Raw genomic sequence first — 17,635 nt, forward strand, 5'->3', positions numbered from 1 at the left:
GGTGATTTGTATGGAAAATAATAATGTTTTTAATTTTTGTAATATTAGTGATGAATGTATAAAGTGTGGTAAATGTATTCCTGAATGTACAATTCATAGAATTAATCCAGATGAAGCCACATCTCCAAGAGGATTTTTGGATTTATTAGCAGGGGTTCAAAATGGTGAACTTGAACTTGATAAAAATGCAAAAGATATATTTGAGAGTTGTTTTTTATGTACAAGTTGTGTGCAAGTATGTCCGAATCATCTTCAAACAGATTTTGCTATTGAGAATGTAAGAAGAGATATTGCTGATAAATATGGAATTACATGGTTTAAAAAAGTATTTTTTTATTTACTTAGACATAGGAAAATTTTTGATATTGTAGCAAAACTTGGATATATGTTTCAAACTTGTGGCTTTAAAATTGAAGAAGAAAAAAATGCAATGGGAAGTAGATTTTCTATTCCTTTAATTAAAAGAGGAAGATTACTTCCAAGTATGAAAAAAACATCATTTTTAAATAAATATCCTGAAAAAATTCCAGCTAAAAAACCTAAAAAGAGAGTGGCTATTTTCATAGGTTGCTTAGCAAATTATAATTATACAGAAGTAGGAGATAGTTTAATTAAAATTTTGAAAGCCCTTGATATAGATGTTTTTATTCCTAAAAAACAGATGTGTTGTGCAGCTCCTGCTTATTTTACGGGAGATTTTGATACTACGGATAAATTAAGTAAATATAATATGGATTATTTTGAGAGTTTTATAGATGAAGTTGATGCAATTATTGTACCAGAAGCCACATGTTGTGCTATGTTAAAAGTAGATTATGAACACTATTTCAAAGAGTATGCACCTGAATATTTAGAAAAACATAAGAAAATAAATTCTAAAATTTTTGGAGCTAGTGAATGGCTTTATAAAGAAACTAATTTAGTAGATATTTTGAAAACAAAAGAAAAAAATAAAGTAAAAGTAACTTATCACGACCCTTGTCACTTTAGAAAAATGCTTGGAGTTTGGCAAGAACCAAGAGCTTTAATAAAAGAGAATTATAAGTTTACAGAAATGAGTGACCCAAATATATGTTGTGGATTTGGTGGGATTACAATTCAAACAGAAAAATTTCATTTAGCACAAAAAGCAGGTAAAATAAAAGCTGATATGATAGATGAAACAAAAGCAGATGTTGTAGCTGCTGAATGTAGTGCTTGTAGAATTCAGATTACAGAAGCGTTGAATCGTAATAATAGTAATGTTATTTTTAAGCATCCACTTGAATTAATAGCTCAAATGTTATAAAAAGGCTTAAAATGGGGATATGGATACTTTTAGGAATTATTGTATTAATTATTTTATATGTTATTACAACATACAATTCATTAGTAAGACTTAAACAATATATTCAAAATGCATGGTCAGATATAGAAGTTCAACTTAAAAGAAGATATAACCTTATTCCTGCTTTGGTAGATACAATAAAAGGTTATAAAAATTATGAGCAAGAAACATTGCAAAAAGTTATTGAAGCAAGAAATAGTTTCTCAAATGCAACTTCTTTAGAAGATAAAATAAAAACGTCAAACAGCTTAAATAAAAGTTTAGGTGGAATTTTTGCTTTGGCTGAAGCTTATCCGGATTTGAAAGCAAATACGAATTTTATCAATTTACAAAATGAGCTTAAAAATACAGAAGATATAATATCAAATGCAAGAAGATATTTTAATGCAAGTGTCAGAGAATATAATACAAAAGTACAATCGTTTCCTTCAAATTTAATAGCTCAAAAATTTGGATTTAAAGAATTACCATATTTTGAATTAGAAGAGAATGAAAAAGATGAAGTGAGTAAAATGCCAAAGATAAATCTATGAAAAAATTACTAATATTATTGCTTTTTATTACTTTTCTTTTTGCAGAACAAATTGATAAATATGATGTTTATTTGAGTATATCTCAAAATGGAAAATTAAATATTCAAGAAGTTATAAGTTATAATTTTGGTAATCTTAAAAAACATGGAATTTTTAGATTTATACCCATTTTAAGAGGAAAGCCTGAAAATATTAGTGTAAGTATGGATGAACACACGGCTAAATTAGTTACTGCTACAAAAGATAATAAATTAATTATAAGAATTGGAGATGCTAATAAACTTGTAACGGGTATTCATATTTATAAAATTAATTACACAATGAATAAAGTTGTTAGAGAATATAATAATAAATTAAATACAATTAGATTTAATGCAATTGGAACTGAATGGAAAGTACCTATAAAAGATGTAAATGTGTATTTAAAACTTCCTAATATTTTAAAAAATACTACTATAAAAACATTTAGTGGAATTTATGGAAGTAAAACAACTACTGCGAAAATTCAAAAATTAGATGAGTTAGATTATTTAATAACAATTGATAAATTGGCACCCAAAAACGGTTTAACAGTTGGTTTGTATTTTGATAAAAATTTAATACAAGCATATAAAAAACCTGAGTTAAATAATTTTTGGGTATGGTTTTTTATAATTGTTTTTTCAATAGGTAGTTATCTTTATTATAAAAAACATATTGTTCATTTAGGACCTGTTGCTGTAGAGTATTATCCACTTGAAAATTTTGATATTTTACAGAGTGGAGTCTTAATAGATGAAGAATTTGATGATAAAGATGTAACATCAGCCATTTTAGAACTAGCCACAAAAGGTTATTTAAAAATTCAAAAAGAAAATAATCAAATTATTCTTCAAAAAAAGACATCAGATAAAAAATTAACTCCTTTTTTACAAAAGTTATATGATATTCTATTTAGAAATGGGGATATTTTTATTTTAGGTAATGAAGATGTAGAAGTAGCTAAAAGTATGAGGAATAATATATCGTCATTAAAAGATAAAGTTTTTAATTGGGCTATAAAAGAAGGATATTTTTATCAAACTCCAAAAGCTGCAAAATCTAAATTTTTTATGATAAATTTATTAGTAGCTTTACCTTTTATTGTGTTTGCTGGATATCAAACATTATCTATGGGTAATGAAGATATTATAGGTATTAGTGCATTTTTAATTTTTGATATTGTATTTATTTTAATTGCATTATTTGCTATTAAGTCAAAAATTATGAAAATAGTTTTTATTGCTATTCCAGTAATTCAATTAATTTCTCTTTCAAATGAAATTTTAAATTCTTTAAAATATCCATTTCCCTTGATTCTAGTAGTATTAATTCCAATATTATATTTTAGCTTAAGTATAGATGTTTATACCACAAAAGGGGCTAAGTCATTACGATATTTATTTGGATTTAAAGAATTTATTCAAAAGGTAGAAGCAAATAAAATAAAACTATTTTTGAAAGAAGATCCAGAATATTTAGATAAAGTATTGCCTTATGCAGTGCTCTTTGGAGTTAGTAAACATTGGCTTGAATTATATTCTCAGTTAAATAAAGAAATTGAATGGTATGAAGGAGATAAATCATATTTTTATGGGCTTTATGATGAATTATATAATAGTTTTGAAATTACAAAAAATTATACAGAAAGTGAAAGCACGTCTTCTGATTTTGGTGGAAGTAATTCAAGTGGAGGCGGAAGCTCAGGAGGTGGTGGTGGTAGTTGGTAAAATAGATTATTTAAATCTTTTGCCTTTTCATATTTTTATCAAAAAATATAATATTAAGACAAAAGAAGGTTATCCGGCTAAAATAAATAGACTTTTTGATAAAAAATTAGTAGAAGCAGGCTTTATTTCTTCAATAAAGTCAAAACATAAGAAATGTTTTGATGCTGGAATTATTGCAAATAAAAAAGTTATGAGTGTTTTAGTTTGTGAAGGTAAAAATCAAGATGATTTTGAATCAAATACTTCAAATGTTTTAGCTAAAATCTTAAATTTACAAGGTGAAATAGTAATAGGGGATAAAGCACTTCAGAGATATTTCAAAGATTCAAAAAATTGTAAGGATTTGGCAGAGGAGTGGTACAAAAAATATAAATTGCCATTTGTGTTTGCAAGATTTTGTGTAAATAAAAATTATAAACAATATGAAAAATTAATAAATAAATTTTTAAAAACAAAAGTGAAAATACCTCAATATATACTTAAACAAAAAGCAAAAGAGTTAGGATTAACTACAAAAGAAGTAAAAAATTATTTAAATTTGATCTATTATAAGATGGGATATAAAGAAAAAAGAAGTTTGAAAATTTTTCTTAAAAAAGGCAACAATTTTTAACTGTTTTTTATTTATTCGCAGGTAAGTTTATTTCTTCCATTTTCTTTAGCATAATATAATCTATTATCAGCTTTGTTAATAGCAGTTTCTATATCGTCTTCAAAAAGATTTATTTCATATACGCCAATACTAATAGTTATATTTAAGTTATTTTTCCCACAAAAAGTATATTCCTCAATTGTTTTTCTAATTCTATTCATTTTTTCACAAGCTTTTTCTATAGAAGTAAATGGCATAATAGTTAAGAATTCTTCTCCACCATATCTAGTGACAACATCACTTCCTCTAAAATTAGTTTTAAAAATATTTGATAACTGTTTTAAAACACAATCCCCCATTAAATGTCCATAATTATCATTGATCTTTTTAAAGAAATCAATATCTATCATTGCGATACTTATAGAAAAATTATATCTTTTTGCTTCGTTTATTTTTTGAATTAAATAATTTTTCATAAATTCTCTATTATAAAGGCCAGTTAAAGAATCTATTGATACTTTTTCTGATAATGCTTTATTTTTTATTTCTAAGTCTTTTAGTGTTATTTCTTTTTCTAATGATATTCCTAGGGGTAGAGCTATTTGTTTTAGTAAAAGTTCTAAAAAATTTTTATCTTTTGTAGAAATTTTATTATTTGTTTTTATATAAAATGTTCCAATTCTTTTATTTTTTTCATTTATTAAATCTTTTTTAAAAGAAAAATTTTCATTTAAAATATCTTTTTCATTTATTTCATGAAAGTGATTATCTTTAAATTCAACAATATACTTTTTTTTAGAATAATTAGAATTTGAACAAATTATTATTTTCTCTAGTGAAGATATAATATTTTTAATTTGTTTAAATAAATTTTTAATTACTAATTCTGTAGATAAAAGAGAAATAGTGTCTTTTAGAAATTTTTTAAATATATCATCACTTTTTACTAATATATCAATATTAGTTATATAATCATCCATTAAATATATACCACAATCTAATTTTTTTAATTTATTAAATAAAGGCTTGATAAATTTTTTTTTTATAATGCTTCCGTGTTGTGGTGCTATGAAAGATGGGTTTTTATTTTCTATTTTATTTAGAGCATAATTTAATATATCTTTGCTTGGAATATAATGTTGATGAAAAAGTTTTGCATATTCAAAATATTCATTTATATTTGTAGCAAAAAGTTGAAATTCTGGAGTCATCCCTCCTACTAAATCACTTGAAAAAACAATTTTACTTTTTTTATCATAAGTACATATTGAACCTGCAAAATGAGCATAAGGAGTGAAAATAAATTCAAGTTCTCTTTTTTCTGTCTTTAATGTCCAATTGTTTTGATCTACTAAATAAAAAGGTGTTTTCCATTGGTAATGTTTTAGCAACATTTTTGTTCTCCAATGGGTTACTATTTTTCTATCATCTCTTTTGGGCATAATTTTTTCGAGAGTAGAGTAACAACTTACAATATCTGGGTCTTGATGATGCATAATTATGTATTTTATATTTTTTAATGAAGTAATCGACATAATTTTTTCTAAAACTATAGGGAAAGTTATCATACTTCCTGGATCTATTAAAATAAATTCATTACCATTTTTGATTAAATACACATGACATTGAAAAGGATCATTTGGTATAACATAACCTACCCAAAAGATATTAGGGGCTATTTCTATAGCTTTTGTGAAATCCATTTTTTTCCTTTTTTAACGAATAGTAAAATCATAACATATATTCTAAAAAAGTTTTTGTTGTTTAGAATTTTCTTTATAAAACGCTTTTACTTTTTCATCAATATAAAATACAGATTTAAGTGGCTTATATTTTGGTGGATTAATTACAATATTATCCGGATTTACTGCACGAGATAAGGCCACATAAGCTTGTGAGGGTGCGAAAATATAGCTCAAATCTATTGCTAAATTATCAATAGAAAGTCCTTGTGATTTATGAATTGTTATTGCATAAGCTAGTTTTAGTGGGAATTGATAAAAACTTCCTATAATATTTTGGATTACTTTATCTTCTGTGCCGTCATAATCATACTCTATCAAATCAAATGAGTATTTCTCAATTTCAAAAACACCTTTATCAAAAGCTACTTTTATAATTTCGTTTTTTTTATCTATATCAAGGATAATTCCTTTTTCTCCATTATATAAAACTTCATCATCAAATTTTTGATTAACTGTATTGATTACCACGGCCCCCTTTTTTATTTCAAACTTTTCAGGTATATTTAATGACTTTTTGAAGTTTTCAAATTGCTTTTCTTTATCTTTAGAAAAAAGTTCATCATCAGCTTTGAAAGTAATTAAAGGTGCGTCAACTTCTGCTAATTTTTCAGAATTTTTTTTATCTACTTTTTTATTTGTTGAGTATAAAAATGTAAGATTTTTTTTGATTAAATGTTTATTATTTTTCATATTATATATAAATTCTATGTCTTCTTCATTAAATTCATTGGTTCGAATATTTAATAAAACTTGACTAAATTTTTCGTGTTTAGTTCTTTTGATTTCAGTAAGTTCTATTGTATCAAATTCCCAATATTTCCACCATTTACTCTCAAATGCCCATCCTTCTTCTTCGACATTTACAGGAGGAAGTTGATAAAAATCACCTACAATTAGTAGTTTTCCTTTGTATTCTATTTCATTTAATCTGTTATTTATTGCATCAAAAAGTTTTTTAGATACCATTGATATTTCATCAATAATTATTAAATCAGTTTTTTGAAGAAGCTTTTTTTTAGGATAAGTTAAATTATTTAATTTTGATAAATTTCTTGAAAATTCAAAAAAACTATGAATTGTTTGACCACCTACATTTACAGCAGCTATTCCCGTGGGAGCGATTACGACTAAATTACCAAAATATTCTTTTATGAGCTTTTTGGTTAGATAACTTTTTCCTACCCCAGCACCTCCAGTTAAGAAAACATTATTATATTTTAGTTTTTCAATTAATTCATTAACTTCCACTTGTTAGCCTTACCATATCATTAAAAAGTCCTAAAAACATCAAACTACCCAAAATTCCCCATCCTGCAATAGTAAGTTTAATCATAATAGCTTCATTTATAGGTTTTCTTGCAATTAATTCATATAAATTAAACATAATATGCCCTCCATCAAGTGCAGGAATAGGAAGTAAATTTAAAATACCTAAATTTACTGAAATAAGTGCTGTTAAAAGTAGAAGTGGAACTATTCCATAATGAGCTGCGTCACTTGTAACTTTTACAATAGTTACTGGGCCACTTACATTATTTAGCCCAATAGCACCTGTGATTAATTTTTCAAAACTTTTGAAAATTAGTACGCTTTGAGATATTGTTTCATCAAATGAAACTTTTAAAGCAGTCAAAGGATCATGATAATGAATAATTATAAGCTTTCCACTCGGAGATATTCCAATTAGTTTTCTTTTTACATTTTCCCCAAATATATTTTTTGTAGTCATTATTTTAGGAGTGATATCAAATTTCATTAATTTATTATTTCTTTTAATAACTAAATGAAGTGGAATAGGGGAATTATCAACTGCTTTTTTTATATCATCCCAAGTTGTTATTTTATAATTGTCTATTTTTACTATTAAATCGTTTTTTTGTAAAATATTTACAGCAGCAGAATTTGCTAAAATCTGACCAACATTGGGTGCTAATTTAGTCCATCCATAAAAAGAGATAAAAAGATATATTAAAAATGCTAAAAGTATATTAAATCCAGGGCCTCCAAGCAGTATTGCTATTTTTTGAAGTGGAGTTTTACTCATATAACTATCTTCGTCGTAATTTTTTATAGTTGGATTTAAGTCATCTTGACCTTTCATTTGAACATATCCACCAAGAGGAATAGAACTCAGACACCAATTGGTAGTACCAAATTGTTTACAAAATAATTTTTTACCAAAACCAATACTAAAGACTTCTACTTTTACACCAACTGCTCTTGCAATCAAAAAATGACCCAGTTCGTGAAAAAATATTAAAAATGATAAAATTAAAATAGCAGTAATAATTCCCATGAAATTCCTTTTGTGTAGTTATTCATAGCATACCCGTAAGCCGAGTTTTGTTTTAGGAAATTATTTATCTAGATGCTATTTTACAATAGCATTCAAGCGAAGAGTACAATTCTAAGACTTTACCATCTCTTCTTGCTGCGGATTGGGTTTACCAAGCAACTTATATTGCTATAAGTTCTGGTGAGCTTTTACCTCGCCTTTTCACCCTTACCAAATAATTGGCGGTCTATTTTCTGTGGCACTTTCCCTCACCTTACGATGGCCATCTGTTAGATGGAATCCTGTCTTAGTGCAGCTCGGACTTTCCTCTTTTGCAAGCAATTTCCCAGTATGCTATGAATTTAGTATTATATCAAATTATTCTATATTTTTAGTAGGTTGTATTGAATTATTATAAAGATATTCTACAATTTCATCTACATCATCACTCACAAGAAATAGATCCAAATCAGATTTTGCTATCATATTCTCTTTTATCATATTTTTATAAAATTTCATAAGTGGTTCATAATATACTTTTCCATAAAAGGCTACTGGGATTTTTGACATTCTTTTTGTTTGAACAAGTGTTAAAACTTCACTTAATTCATCTAATGTTCCAAATCCTCCCGGCATCATCACTGTTCCTACTGAATATTTTAGAAAAGTAACTTTTCTTGTAAAAAAGTAATCAAATTCAAGTTTTATTTTTGAGTATGGATTGGGATGTTGTTCATGAGGAAGTTTAATATTTAATCCTACTGAAATATTAGCACCTCTGTTTCCAGCTTCCATAATTCCAGGTCCTCCACCTGTAATAATAGCATATCCTTTTTTGGATAATTTCTCACTAATTTCTACTGCTTTTTTATAATATTTATTATCTTCTTTAACTCTTGCACTACCAAAAATGCTAATTGCAGGAGGTAAATCATTTAATTCATCAAATGCATCTGTAAAATCACCAATTATTTTAAATATTCTCCACATATCTTTTTCTATATTACGATTGTCTAAAAATTCTTTTTGAAAATCTTTCATACCATTCCTTTTAATTTGTTGTATAATTATACTATATCAAATAAAGTAAAGGAAAAAAAATGAAAGAAGAATCATTTGGAGCTACGAAAGTAGTTACTGGAAGTTGTCATTTAATAATGACAAAAAAAATTAATTTTTTAGTAGATTGTGGGATGTTCCAAGGAAAAGAAGAACATAGAAATTTTGAACCATTGGATTTTGATGCAAATGAAGTTAAATATCTTTTGGTAACTCACGGACATTTAGATCATGTAGGAAGAATTCCTATTCTTTTTAAAGCAGGATTTAGAGGGGAGATTGTTACTACAAAAGCAACTTGGGATTTAGCTAGAATTGTTTTAACAGACTCAGCTGATTTAATGGAAGAAGGTTATATTACAAGAAATAAAAAAGCACTTAGACGAGGTGAAAAGGCTAATAAACCATTATATACTCCAAAAGATGTTAGAAAAGTTTTTTCTGAATTAACTGTTAAATTTGTAGAATATGAAGAAAAAGTAAAAATTTCAAAGAATATAACTGCTGTTTTTAAAGATGCAGGGCATATTTTAGGTTCAAGTATGATAAAATTGATTATTAAAGATAAAAATGATAAAAAGATTCTAGTTTTTAGCGGAGATTTAGGAAATGAAGATAATGATATTTTACCAGCACCAAAGATTATAAAAAAAGCTGATTATTTATTTTGTGAATCAACTTATGGAGATAGAAATCATAGAAGTTTTGAGGATTCAATCAAAGAATTTAGAGAGACTATAATAAAAACATTAAAAAGAGGTGGAAATGTAATAATCCCTTCATTTGCAATTGAGCGAACACAAGAAATTTTATATGCTTTAAAAGATATGAGTGAAGAAAATTTACTTCCAAAAAATGCAAAAGTATTTTTAGATTCTCCTATGGCTATTAAAACTACAAATGTTTATGTGAAATATCATAAAAAATTATCAAAAAAATGTAATAAATTTTTTGAAGAAGATGGAACTATTTTTGAATTTCCTGAGCTTAGATTTACTACAAAAGTAGATCAATCTAAAAAAATTAATAATATTAAAAGTGGTGCTATTATAATAGCAGGGAGTGGAATGTGTAATGGTGGAAGAGTCTTACATCATTTAAAAAATAGAATTTGGGATAAAAGCAATACTGTTTTGTTTGTAGGTTACCAAGCATTTGGAACATTAGGAAGAAAAATCGTTAATGGAGAAAAATGGATTAACATTTATGGAGAAAAGATTTTAGTTCAAGCTGAAGTTGTTACAATTAATGGTTTTTCTGCACATGCTGACCAGAGTGAACTTTTAGAATGGATAAAACCAATGAAAAAGAATTTAAAAGCTATATTTTTAGTTCATGGAGAAGAAGATAAACAAATTATTTTTAAACAAAAAATTATGGAAGAATTTGACATTAAAACTCATATCGTTGATTATGAAGAAGAAATAGGACTTTAAGAAGGTTTGAATCCTTCTTTGCTTTTGCAATAGTTAATCAAGAAACATTTATCACATTTTGGATTTTTTGCAGTGCAAATATATCTACCAAATAAAACTAACGCTTGATGAAGAGTTGCTAAATCTGTTTTGAAAGCAGTTACTAAATCTTTTTCGCATCCTTCTACATTTTTTGCATCACTAAGGCCTAGTCTATGGCTAACTCTAAAAACATGAGTATCAACAGCCATTCTATTTTCATTATCTTGTTCTATTAAAAATACATTTGCAGTTTTATTTCCAACTCCTGATAATTTTATAAGATCTTTATGCTCATGTGGAATTTTTCCATTATATTTTTCTTCTACTATTTTTGCCATTTGAATTATGTGTTTTGATTTATTGTTGAAAAATGAACAACTTTTAAGTAATTCTTTTACATCCTCTAAATTAGCTTTTGCAAGCTCCTTTGTAGAAGGATATTTACTAAATAGGGCAGGTGTAATCATATTTACTCTTTTGTCTGTACATTGAGCTGATAAAATAATAGAAATTAATAGTTCATAATCACTTTGATATCTTAATTCTGTTTTTGCATCTTTGTATTTTTCTAATAATATTTCTTTTATTTCTTTAATGTTTTTTTTAGAAGTTTTTATCATAATTCTATCCTTTTTCATACTTTAGTAATTTTAATTTGGTATAATATCAAAAATTTTGATTAAAAGGATATTAATGTCTGGACACAATAAATGGTCGAAAATTAAGTATGTAAAAGCAAAAAGTGATGCAATAAAAGGAAAACAATTTACAAAAGCAGTTCGAGATATTACTGTTGCTGCAAAAAATGGGGGAGGTGATCCTGAACAAAATGCAGCATTAAGACTTGCAATTGATAAGGCAAAAGAAGTTTCAATGCCACAAGCAAATATTCAAAGAGCAATAGATAAAGCCACTGGTAATTTAGAAGGTGTTGTTTATGAAGAATTGACTTATGAAGGATATGGGCCAAGTGGTGTAGCTATTATGGCTGAAGTTATGACAGATAATAAAAACAGAACGGTTGCTAATATTAGACATGCCTTTACAAAAGCTGGTGGAAATTTGGGAACAAGCGGAAGTGTAAGTTGGATGTTTGAAAAAAAAGGTGTTATTTCTGTAAATAAAGATGAAAGAGAAGAAGAAATTATGGAAACTGCTATGGAATATGGAGCAGAAGATATAAAAGAGTTCGATGAAGTTTTAGTTATTGAATCAGCACCAGAAGATTTTAATGCTTTACTTGAAGCAATTAGTGGGCTTGGAGTAGAAATTTTGGAATCAAATATTGATTATATAGCTACAAATGAAATTGATGTAGATGATGAAATAGCTGAGAAAGTTGAAAGATTAATTGATACATTGGAAGATGATGATGATGTTCAAAATGTAATTCATAATATGGCATAAAAAAAGGAAAAAAAATGAAAAAATTAGTATTAGGAAGTTTAGTTTTAGTTAGTAGTGTGTTCGCAAGTAGTGATGTCTTAGCTAGTGTTAATGGAGAAAAAGTTACAAAAGCCCAAATAAATCAATTATTGAAAGCTAAGAGAATAACTTATGATAAATTGCCAGCTCAATATAAACAAAAAATATTGGATGACATAATTACTCAAGCACTTTTAATTCAAAAAGCTGAAAAAAGTGGAATTGAAAATACAAAAGAATTTAAAAAAGAACTTGCAAAAGTAAAAAGACAATTAGCTTTAAGAGTATTTTTGAAACAAAAACTTGCTTATATTTCTGTAAGCCTAAAAGAAGCAAAAGTATTTTATAATAAAAATAAAGATTTAATGTTCAAACAAGCAGCCGAGGTTAAAGCAAGACATATTTTAGTAAAAACAAAAGCAGAGGCCCAAAATATTATATCTGAACTTAGAGAAACTCCAAAAAATAAATTAGAAGCAAAATTTATTGAATTAGCAAAAACAAAATCAGTCGGACCAAGTGGTAAAATGGGCGGAGAACTTGGATGGTTTAGTAAAGCTAAGATGATACCATCATTTAGTGAAGCTGCATTTAAACTAAATATTGGGGATATTACATTAAAACCAGTTAAAACGAGATTTGGTTGGCATGTAATTTATGTAGAAGATAAAAAAGCTGGAGGATATGCTTCATTTGAAAAAGTAAAAGCAATGATTATTCAACAATTAAAAATTAAAAAATTAAAAAAATATGTTAATAGCATAAAAGACAAAGCAAATATAAAATATTACAACTAAGGGGTAAGATATGCAATTTAGAAAAGGTGTCTTAACGGGAAGTGAAGCAAAAGAAGTTTATGCTTATTGTAAAAAGAAAGGTTTTGCTCTTCCAGCTGTAAATGTAGTAGGGACAGATTCAGCTAATGCAGTACTTGAAGCTGCAAAAGAAGCAAATTTACCTGTAATTGTTCAGTTTAGTAATGGTGGAGCTGAATTTTTTGCTGGAAAAGGTATGGGTAATGAAAATTACAAAGCCTCGATTTTAGGTGCCATAAGTGGTGCTAAACATATTCATACAGTAGCTGAAGGTTATGGTGTTAGTGTAATTTTACATACGGACCATGCAGCCAAAAAACTTCTTCCTTGGATTGATGGACTTTTAAAAGCAGGGGAAGAATTTTATAAAGAAACAAAAAAACCTCTTTTTACTTCTCATATGCTTGATTTAAGTGAAGAGAGTTTAGAAGATAATGTATCTATTTCAAAAGAGTATCTCAAAAGAATGTCAAAAATTGATATGTTAATTGAGATTGAACTTGGTGTAACTGGTGGAGAAGAAGATGGAGTTGATAATACAGGGATTGATAATTCAAAACTTTATACTCAACCAGAAGATGTGGCTTTCGCTTATAAAGAGTTAAGAGAAGTTAGTGATTTATTTACAATTGCAGCAAGTTTTGGAAATGTTCATGGTGTCTATAAACCAGGGCATGTTAAACTTTCTCCTGAAATTCTTAAAAATTCTCAAGAGTATATCAAAAAAGAGTTTAATTTAAATACAGATAAACCAGTTGACTTTGTATTCCATGGTGGAAGTGGTAGTGAAGTAGAAAAAATTCACTCAGCTGTTGATTATGGTGTAGTTAAAATGAATGTAGATACAGATGCTCAATGGGCTTTTTGGTCTGGTGCAAAAGCTTATATAGAAAAATATAATGATTATTTACAATCTCAAATCGGAAATCCTGAAGGTGAAGATAAACCAAATAAAAAATATTATGATCCGAGAAAATGCTTAAGAGCGGGAGAAATTTCTATGAAAGATAGAGTATTAGAAGCTTATAAGGCGTTAAAAGCTATTTAATGCTTTTTCCTTCCCCAATTTCAGAATTTAACTTTAAAAAATTTAACTTTTTAATAAAAAGAGATGATTTAATTAGCGAAGACTTTTCTGGGAATAAGGCTTGAAAATTTTACTACTATTTTAAGTATCTAAAACAAAATTCACAAATAAAAAAAATAGTTTCTTATGGCTCAAATCAATCAAATGCAATGTATTCTTTGAGTGTTTTATCTAAGCTTTTTAATTTAGAGTTAGATTATTATGTTAATCATTTACCGCAATATTTAATTGATAATCCAACTGGAAATTATAAATATACCATTTTAAATGGGACTAAGATTATTGAAAACTCAAAAATAGTAAAAGAGTTAAGAGATAATCAAATTACTTTTAGTAAAGATACTATTTTTATTAAAGAAGGTGGGGCCGTTAAAGAAGCTGAATTTGGTATAAAAATGTTAGCAGATGAGCTAAAGGAATATAAAAATTATTCTATTTTTTTACCAAGTGGAACTGGTGTAACAGCTTTATATGTACAAAAACATTTTAAAGGTAAAGTTTATACTTGTAGTTGTGTGGGAGATGATGAATATCTTATTAAACAGTGGCAGGAATTAGAAAAAAATTCAAATTATTATCCTACTATTATCCCAAAACATAAAAAATTTCATTTTGGAAAACTTTATAAAGAAAATTATCAAATTTGGCTTGAACTTAAAAATGCGGGAATTGAATTTGATTTACTTTATGACCCAATCGGTTGGCAAGTTGTGATGAATAATTCAGATATTTTAGGCGAAAAAATAGTTTATATTCATCAAGGAGGTCTAAAAGGAAATGAAAGTATGCTTCAAAGATACAAAAGAAAATTTGATATTAATTGACAATTTAGAATTGAGAATGGACAATTTTTAATTATCAACTATCCATTATACATTATAAATTATTTTTACTCTTCTTCCAAAATTACATCTACGCCTATTTTTTTCAATTTTTCAGTTAAATTTTCATAACCTCTAAAAAGATGGTAAACTCTATGAATTGTAGTTTTTCCACTTGCAATAATTCCAGCTAAAACAAGTGCCGAACTGGCTCTAAGATCAGTAGCCATTACATCTGCACCCACTAAATTTTTATTTCCGTAAATAGTGGCTACTTTTCCATTAATTCTAATATCAGCACCTAAACGATTAAGTTCAGCTACATGCATAAATCTATTTTCAAAAAGTCTTTCTTCAATAGTAGAAACTCCATTTGCTTGAGTGGCAACGGCCATAAATTGAGCTTGCATATCTGTTGGAAATCCAGGATGTTCATTTGTTACGATATTTACTGCTTTTATTTCATTAGTTGGTAAAATAGTTACAGAAGTTTTATTTTTTTCAAAGCTAAAATTCATTTCTTCAAGTTTTGATATAATATTTTCTATGTGTGATGGAATTATATTTGTAATTGTAAGTTTAGAATTTGCAATAGCACCAGCGCAAAGATAAGTCCCAGCTTCAATTCTATCAGGAATTACACTGAAAGGTTTAATTTCAATTAAATCATTTTTTCCTTGAATTGTTAGAGAGCTTGTTCCTATTCCTTCGATTTCAACTCCATTTTCTTTTAAAACTTCGCATAATTGTACAACTTCTGGCTCTTTTGCTGCATTTAAAATTTTTGTTTCACCTTTGGCTAAAACTGCTGCCATTATGATGTTTTCAGTCCCTGTTACTGTAATTTTATCGAAGATTATTTCAGTGCCAATTAATTCATTACATTTTGCGTGAATATATCCATTTTCTATTACAATTTTAGCTCCCATTTTCTCAAGTGCTTTTATATGCAAATCTACGGGTCTTAAACCAATAGCACAACCACCGGGAAGTGAAACTTTACACTCTTTAAATCTAGCAAGAAGTGGTCCAAGTGTTAAAATAGATGCTCTCATTGTTTTTACTATATCATAAGTTGCTGTTGTAGAACTAATTGAACTGGTATCTATTTTTAAAGTATTATTTTCAAATTTTACCTTACTTCCTAATAATTTTAGAAGTTTAATCATTGTGTTTATATCAGCTACATTTGGGACATTATTTATTGTAACTCCATTTTTGGCTAAAATAGTCATAGCAATTAATGGAAGTGCTGCATTTTTAGCACCACTTATTTTTACAACTCCTCCAATATTTGAATTTTTTATTATTAAAAGTTTCATTATTTACCTTCAAAAGAGTAGAGTAATTTTATCTCTTCTTCCCAAATATCAGGGTTTGTTGTTTCTAAAATCAAAGGAATATTATCAATTCTTTTATCATTCATTATGAATTTAAAAGCATCTATTCCAATTTCTCCAAGTCCTAGAGAGTTATGTCTATCTACTCTTGAAGAAAATTTAGCTTTTGAATCATTTATATGCATACCTTTTAAATATTTAAATCCAACAATCTCATTAAATTCTGCCATTGTTTTATCATAAGCTTCTTTTGTTCTAATATCATATCCAGCTGCAAAAATATGAGCAGTATCTATGCACACTCCAATTCTACTTTTATCTTCTATTAAATCAATAATATCTCTTAAATGCTCAAATTTATATCCTAAATTTGTTCCTTGTCCAGCTGTAGTTTCTATAACTGCTATACTTGAATTAGTAATTTTGAGTGCTTTATTTATATTTTTTGCTATTTTTTCTAGACACTCTTCTTCACTTATTTTTTTTAAATGACTTCCAGGATGAAAATTTAAATATTTTAATCCAAGTTCTTCAACTCTTTTAAGCTCATCAATAAAAGCATTTAAAGATTTTTCTTCTTTTTCAACTTCTGGATGACCTAAATTAATTAAATAACTATCATGTGGTAAAACCATATCCGCTGTATATCCAAATTCTTCTATTTTTTCTTTAAATTCATTTACTGTTTTTTCTTCAAGTGGTTTTGCTACCCATTGTCTTTGATTTTTGGTAAACATAGCAAAACCTTTTGCACCTATTTTATGTGCATTAATTGGAGCATTAAAAACGCCACCACTACTACTTACATGAGCTCCTACATATTTCAAAATTTTTCCTTTTCTAATATAAATTTTTATAAAGGCATTGACTAAATAAACGAGACAACTGTAAATTTTAACGAAAAAAAGCGTTAAAAAAAGTGTGCTTCAAACCCGAAGGGCGCTTGCGTTGACACTTTTTAGCTTTTTGTAGTGTTAAAAAATTTGCATTATTGTTAAGTGTTTTAGTCAGCGTCTATTATTGCCTATTATAAATTATCCTAACTTAGGCCAAGCAAGTTTTGTTCCACCTAAAATATGAAAATGTAAATGAGGCACTTCTTGACCACCGTTTTCACCAATATTTGTAATTACTCTATATCCATCTTCAAAAATTCCAGCTTTTTTAGCTACTTCTTTTATAAATTCTGTTATTTTTACTATAGTTTCGTTATCTACTTCATTCAAACTTTTTATATGAATTTTAGGAATTACAAGAATATGAACAGGTGCAATTGGATTAATATCATTAAATGCTAAAAACTCTTCATTTTCTAAAACCTTGTTTGAAGGTATCTCTCCGGCTATAATTTTGCAAAATATACACATATTTTATCCTTTTCTTAATTTTCTTTGAATTATACTCAAAATTT

The 17,635-nt window shown here is 27.1% G+C and carries 17 protein-coding genes and 1 other RNA gene; 9 read left to right on the forward strand and 9 right to left on the reverse strand.

Annotation, left to right across the window (positions count from 1 at the left end; genetic code table 11):
* Positions 1 to 10 precede the first annotated feature (10 nt).
* Genes ACZ5OA_RS03995 through ACZ5OA_RS04010 form a run of 4 tightly spaced genes read left to right on the forward strand, consistent with a single transcriptional unit; the run spans position 11 to position 4,221 of the window.
* Positions 11 to 1,288, forward strand: a complete 1,278-nt coding sequence (locus ACZ5OA_RS03995) for a (Fe-S)-binding protein (RefSeq protein ID WP_464908238.1) — start codon at positions 11 to 13, stop codon at positions 1,286 to 1,288.
* Positions 1,289 to 1,299: 11 nt separating this feature from the next.
* Positions 1,300 to 1,860, forward strand: a complete 561-nt coding sequence (locus tag ACZ5OA_RS04000; RefSeq protein ID WP_464908239.1) for a LemA family protein — start codon at positions 1,300 to 1,302, stop codon at positions 1,858 to 1,860.
* Positions 1,857 to 3,608 carry a DUF2207 domain-containing protein gene (locus tag ACZ5OA_RS04005; protein WP_464908240.1) on the forward strand — a complete coding sequence of 584 codons (1,752 nt, stop codon included), beginning with the start codon at positions 1,857 to 1,859 and terminating at the stop codon, positions 3,606 to 3,608. The genes ACZ5OA_RS04000 and ACZ5OA_RS04005 overlap by 4 nt, the downstream gene beginning before the upstream one ends.
* Positions 3,595 to 4,221 carry an MqnA/MqnD/SBP family protein gene (locus tag ACZ5OA_RS04010; RefSeq protein ID WP_464908241.1) on the forward strand — a complete coding sequence of 209 codons (627 nt, stop codon included), beginning with the start codon at positions 3,595 to 3,597 and terminating at the stop codon, positions 4,219 to 4,221. Before ACZ5OA_RS04005 ends, ACZ5OA_RS04010 begins: the two co-directional genes overlap by 14 nt.
* Before the next feature lie 11 nt (positions 4,222 to 4,232).
* On the opposite strand, the gene ACZ5OA_RS04015 is transcribed toward ACZ5OA_RS04010, so the two are convergent.
* The 5 genes from ACZ5OA_RS04015 to ACZ5OA_RS04035 all read right to left on the reverse strand — a co-directional run bounded on the left by ACZ5OA_RS04015 (position 4,233) and on the right by ACZ5OA_RS04035 (position 9,261).
* Positions 4,233 to 5,903, reverse strand: a complete 1,671-nt coding sequence (locus ACZ5OA_RS04015) for an oxygen-binding di-iron domain-containing protein (RefSeq protein WP_464908242.1) — start codon at positions 5,901 to 5,903, stop codon at positions 4,233 to 4,235.
* Between the two features lie 42 nt (positions 5,904 to 5,945).
* Entirely contained in the window at positions 5,946 to 7,193 is a 1,248-nt protein-coding gene (locus ACZ5OA_RS04020) for an ATP-dependent DNA helicase (protein ID WP_464908243.1), read from the reverse strand.
* The gene (gene rseP, locus ACZ5OA_RS04025; protein WP_464908244.1) at positions 7,183 to 8,241 is read right to left on the reverse strand and encodes an RIP metalloprotease RseP; all 1,059 of its coding nucleotides are present in this window, start codon (positions 8,239 to 8,241) and stop codon (positions 7,183 to 7,185) included. Before rseP ends, ACZ5OA_RS04020 begins: the two co-directional genes overlap by 11 nt.
* A gap of 20 nt (positions 8,242 to 8,261) precedes the next feature.
* Positions 8,262 to 8,578, reverse strand: an RNA gene (gene rnpB, locus ACZ5OA_RS04030) — RNase P RNA component class A.
* Between the two features lie 20 nt (positions 8,579 to 8,598).
* On the reverse strand, positions 8,599 to 9,261 hold the full coding sequence (locus ACZ5OA_RS04035) for an LOG family protein (protein ID WP_464908245.1): 663 nt from the start codon (positions 9,259 to 9,261) through the stop codon (positions 8,599 to 8,601).
* 59 nt (positions 9,262 to 9,320) lie between these two features.
* On the opposite strand from ACZ5OA_RS04035, the gene ACZ5OA_RS04040 reads away from it, so the two are divergent.
* Positions 9,321 to 10,715 carry an MBL fold metallo-hydrolase RNA specificity domain-containing protein gene (locus tag ACZ5OA_RS04040; protein WP_464908246.1) on the forward strand — a complete coding sequence of 465 codons (1,395 nt, stop codon included), beginning with the start codon at positions 9,321 to 9,323 and terminating at the stop codon, positions 10,713 to 10,715.
* On the opposite strand, the gene nth is transcribed toward ACZ5OA_RS04040, so the two are convergent.
* Positions 10,712 to 11,356: an endonuclease III gene (gene nth, locus ACZ5OA_RS04045; protein ID WP_464908247.1), complete on the reverse strand. Its 645-nt coding sequence runs from the start codon at positions 11,354 to 11,356 to the stop codon at positions 10,712 to 10,714. The genes ACZ5OA_RS04040 and nth overlap by 4 nt on opposite strands.
* A gap of 73 nt (positions 11,357 to 11,429) precedes the next feature.
* Here nth and ACZ5OA_RS04050 point away from each other — a divergent pair, with 73 nt between their 5' ends.
* The 4 genes from ACZ5OA_RS04050 to ACZ5OA_RS04065 all read left to right on the forward strand — a co-directional run bounded on the left by ACZ5OA_RS04050 (position 11,430) and on the right by ACZ5OA_RS04065 (position 14,887).
* Positions 11,430 to 12,143, forward strand: coding sequence for a YebC/PmpR family DNA-binding transcriptional regulator (locus ACZ5OA_RS04050; RefSeq protein ID WP_464908248.1), 714 nt, complete (start codon positions 11,430 to 11,432; stop codon positions 12,141 to 12,143).
* Between the two features lie 14 nt (positions 12,144 to 12,157).
* A complete protein-coding gene (locus ACZ5OA_RS04055) occupies positions 12,158 to 12,958 on the forward strand; it encodes a peptidylprolyl isomerase (protein ID WP_464908249.1) in 801 nt (266 codons plus the stop codon).
* A 10-nt stretch (positions 12,959 to 12,968) separates the two neighbouring features.
* A complete protein-coding gene (gene fbaA / locus ACZ5OA_RS04060; protein WP_464908250.1) occupies positions 12,969 to 14,024 on the forward strand; it encodes a class II fructose-bisphosphate aldolase in 1,056 nt (351 codons plus the stop codon).
* Positions 14,025 to 14,212: 188 nt separating this feature from the next.
* On the forward strand, positions 14,213 to 14,887 hold the full coding sequence (locus ACZ5OA_RS04065) for a 1-aminocyclopropane-1-carboxylate deaminase (protein WP_464908251.1): 675 nt from the start codon (positions 14,213 to 14,215) through the stop codon (positions 14,885 to 14,887).
* 65 nt (positions 14,888 to 14,952) lie between these two features.
* Here the strand turns inward: ACZ5OA_RS04065 and murA are convergent, their stop codons facing one another.
* From murA to ACZ5OA_RS04080, 3 genes are all read right to left on the reverse strand, one after another.
* Positions 14,953 to 16,206, reverse strand: a complete 1,254-nt coding sequence (gene murA, locus ACZ5OA_RS04070) for a UDP-N-acetylglucosamine 1-carboxyvinyltransferase (RefSeq protein WP_464908252.1) — start codon at positions 16,204 to 16,206, stop codon at positions 14,953 to 14,955.
* The gene (gene nfo / locus ACZ5OA_RS04075; RefSeq protein WP_464908253.1) at positions 16,206 to 17,051 is read right to left on the reverse strand and encodes a deoxyribonuclease IV; all 846 of its coding nucleotides are present in this window, start codon (positions 17,049 to 17,051) and stop codon (positions 16,206 to 16,208) included. Before nfo ends, murA begins: the two co-directional genes overlap by 1 nt.
* Positions 17,052 to 17,258: 207 nt before the next feature.
* Positions 17,259 to 17,591 carry a histidine triad nucleotide-binding protein gene (locus ACZ5OA_RS04080; protein ID WP_464908254.1) on the reverse strand — a complete coding sequence of 111 codons (333 nt, stop codon included), beginning with the start codon at positions 17,589 to 17,591 and terminating at the stop codon, positions 17,259 to 17,261.
* Positions 17,592 to 17,635: the final 44 nt, after the last annotated feature.

The organism is Thioreductor micantisoli (genome assembly GCF_055392745.1).

Bases quoted from the DNA above. Each gene is read 5' to 3' on its own strand.
- ACZ5OA_RS04035 (WP_464908245.1), bottom strand. From the start codon at position 9,261: ATGAAAGATTTTCAAAAAGAATTTTTAGACAATCGTAATATAGAAAAA.
- murA (WP_464908252.1), bottom strand. From the start codon at position 16,206: ATGAAACTTTTAATAATAAAAAATTCAAATATTGGAGGAGTTGTAAAA.
- ACZ5OA_RS04050 (WP_464908248.1), top strand. From the start codon at position 11,430: ATGTCTGGACACAATAAATGGTCGAAAATTAAGTATGTAAAAGCAAAA.
- rseP (WP_464908244.1), bottom strand. From the start codon at position 8,241: ATGGGAATTATTACTGCTATTTTAATTTTATCATTTTTAATATTTTTT.
- ACZ5OA_RS04055 (WP_464908249.1), top strand. From the start codon at position 12,158: ATGAAAAAATTAGTATTAGGAAGTTTAGTTTTAGTTAGTAGTGTGTTC.
- ACZ5OA_RS04040 (WP_464908246.1), top strand. From the start codon at position 9,321: ATGAAAGAAGAATCATTTGGAGCTACGAAAGTAGTTACTGGAAGTTGT.
- nth (WP_464908247.1), bottom strand. From the start codon at position 11,356: ATGATAAAAACTTCTAAAAAAAACATTAAAGAAATAAAAGAAATATTA.
- fbaA (WP_464908250.1), top strand. From the start codon at position 12,969: ATGCAATTTAGAAAAGGTGTCTTAACGGGAAGTGAAGCAAAAGAAGTT.
- ACZ5OA_RS04000 (WP_464908239.1), top strand. From the start codon at position 1,300: ATGGGGATATGGATACTTTTAGGAATTATTGTATTAATTATTTTATAT.
- ACZ5OA_RS04080 (WP_464908254.1), bottom strand. From the start codon at position 17,591: ATGTGTATATTTTGCAAAATTATAGCCGGAGAGATACCTTCAAACAAG.
- ACZ5OA_RS04015 (WP_464908242.1), bottom strand. From the start codon at position 5,903: ATGGATTTCACAAAAGCTATAGAAATAGCCCCTAATATCTTTTGGGTA.
- ACZ5OA_RS04005 (WP_464908240.1), top strand. From the start codon at position 1,857: ATGAAAAAATTACTAATATTATTGCTTTTTATTACTTTTCTTTTTGCA.
- ACZ5OA_RS04065 (WP_464908251.1), top strand. From the start codon at position 14,213: ATGTATTCTTTGAGTGTTTTATCTAAGCTTTTTAATTTAGAGTTAGAT.
- ACZ5OA_RS03995 (WP_464908238.1), top strand. From the start codon at position 11: ATGGAAAATAATAATGTTTTTAATTTTTGTAATATTAGTGATGAATGT.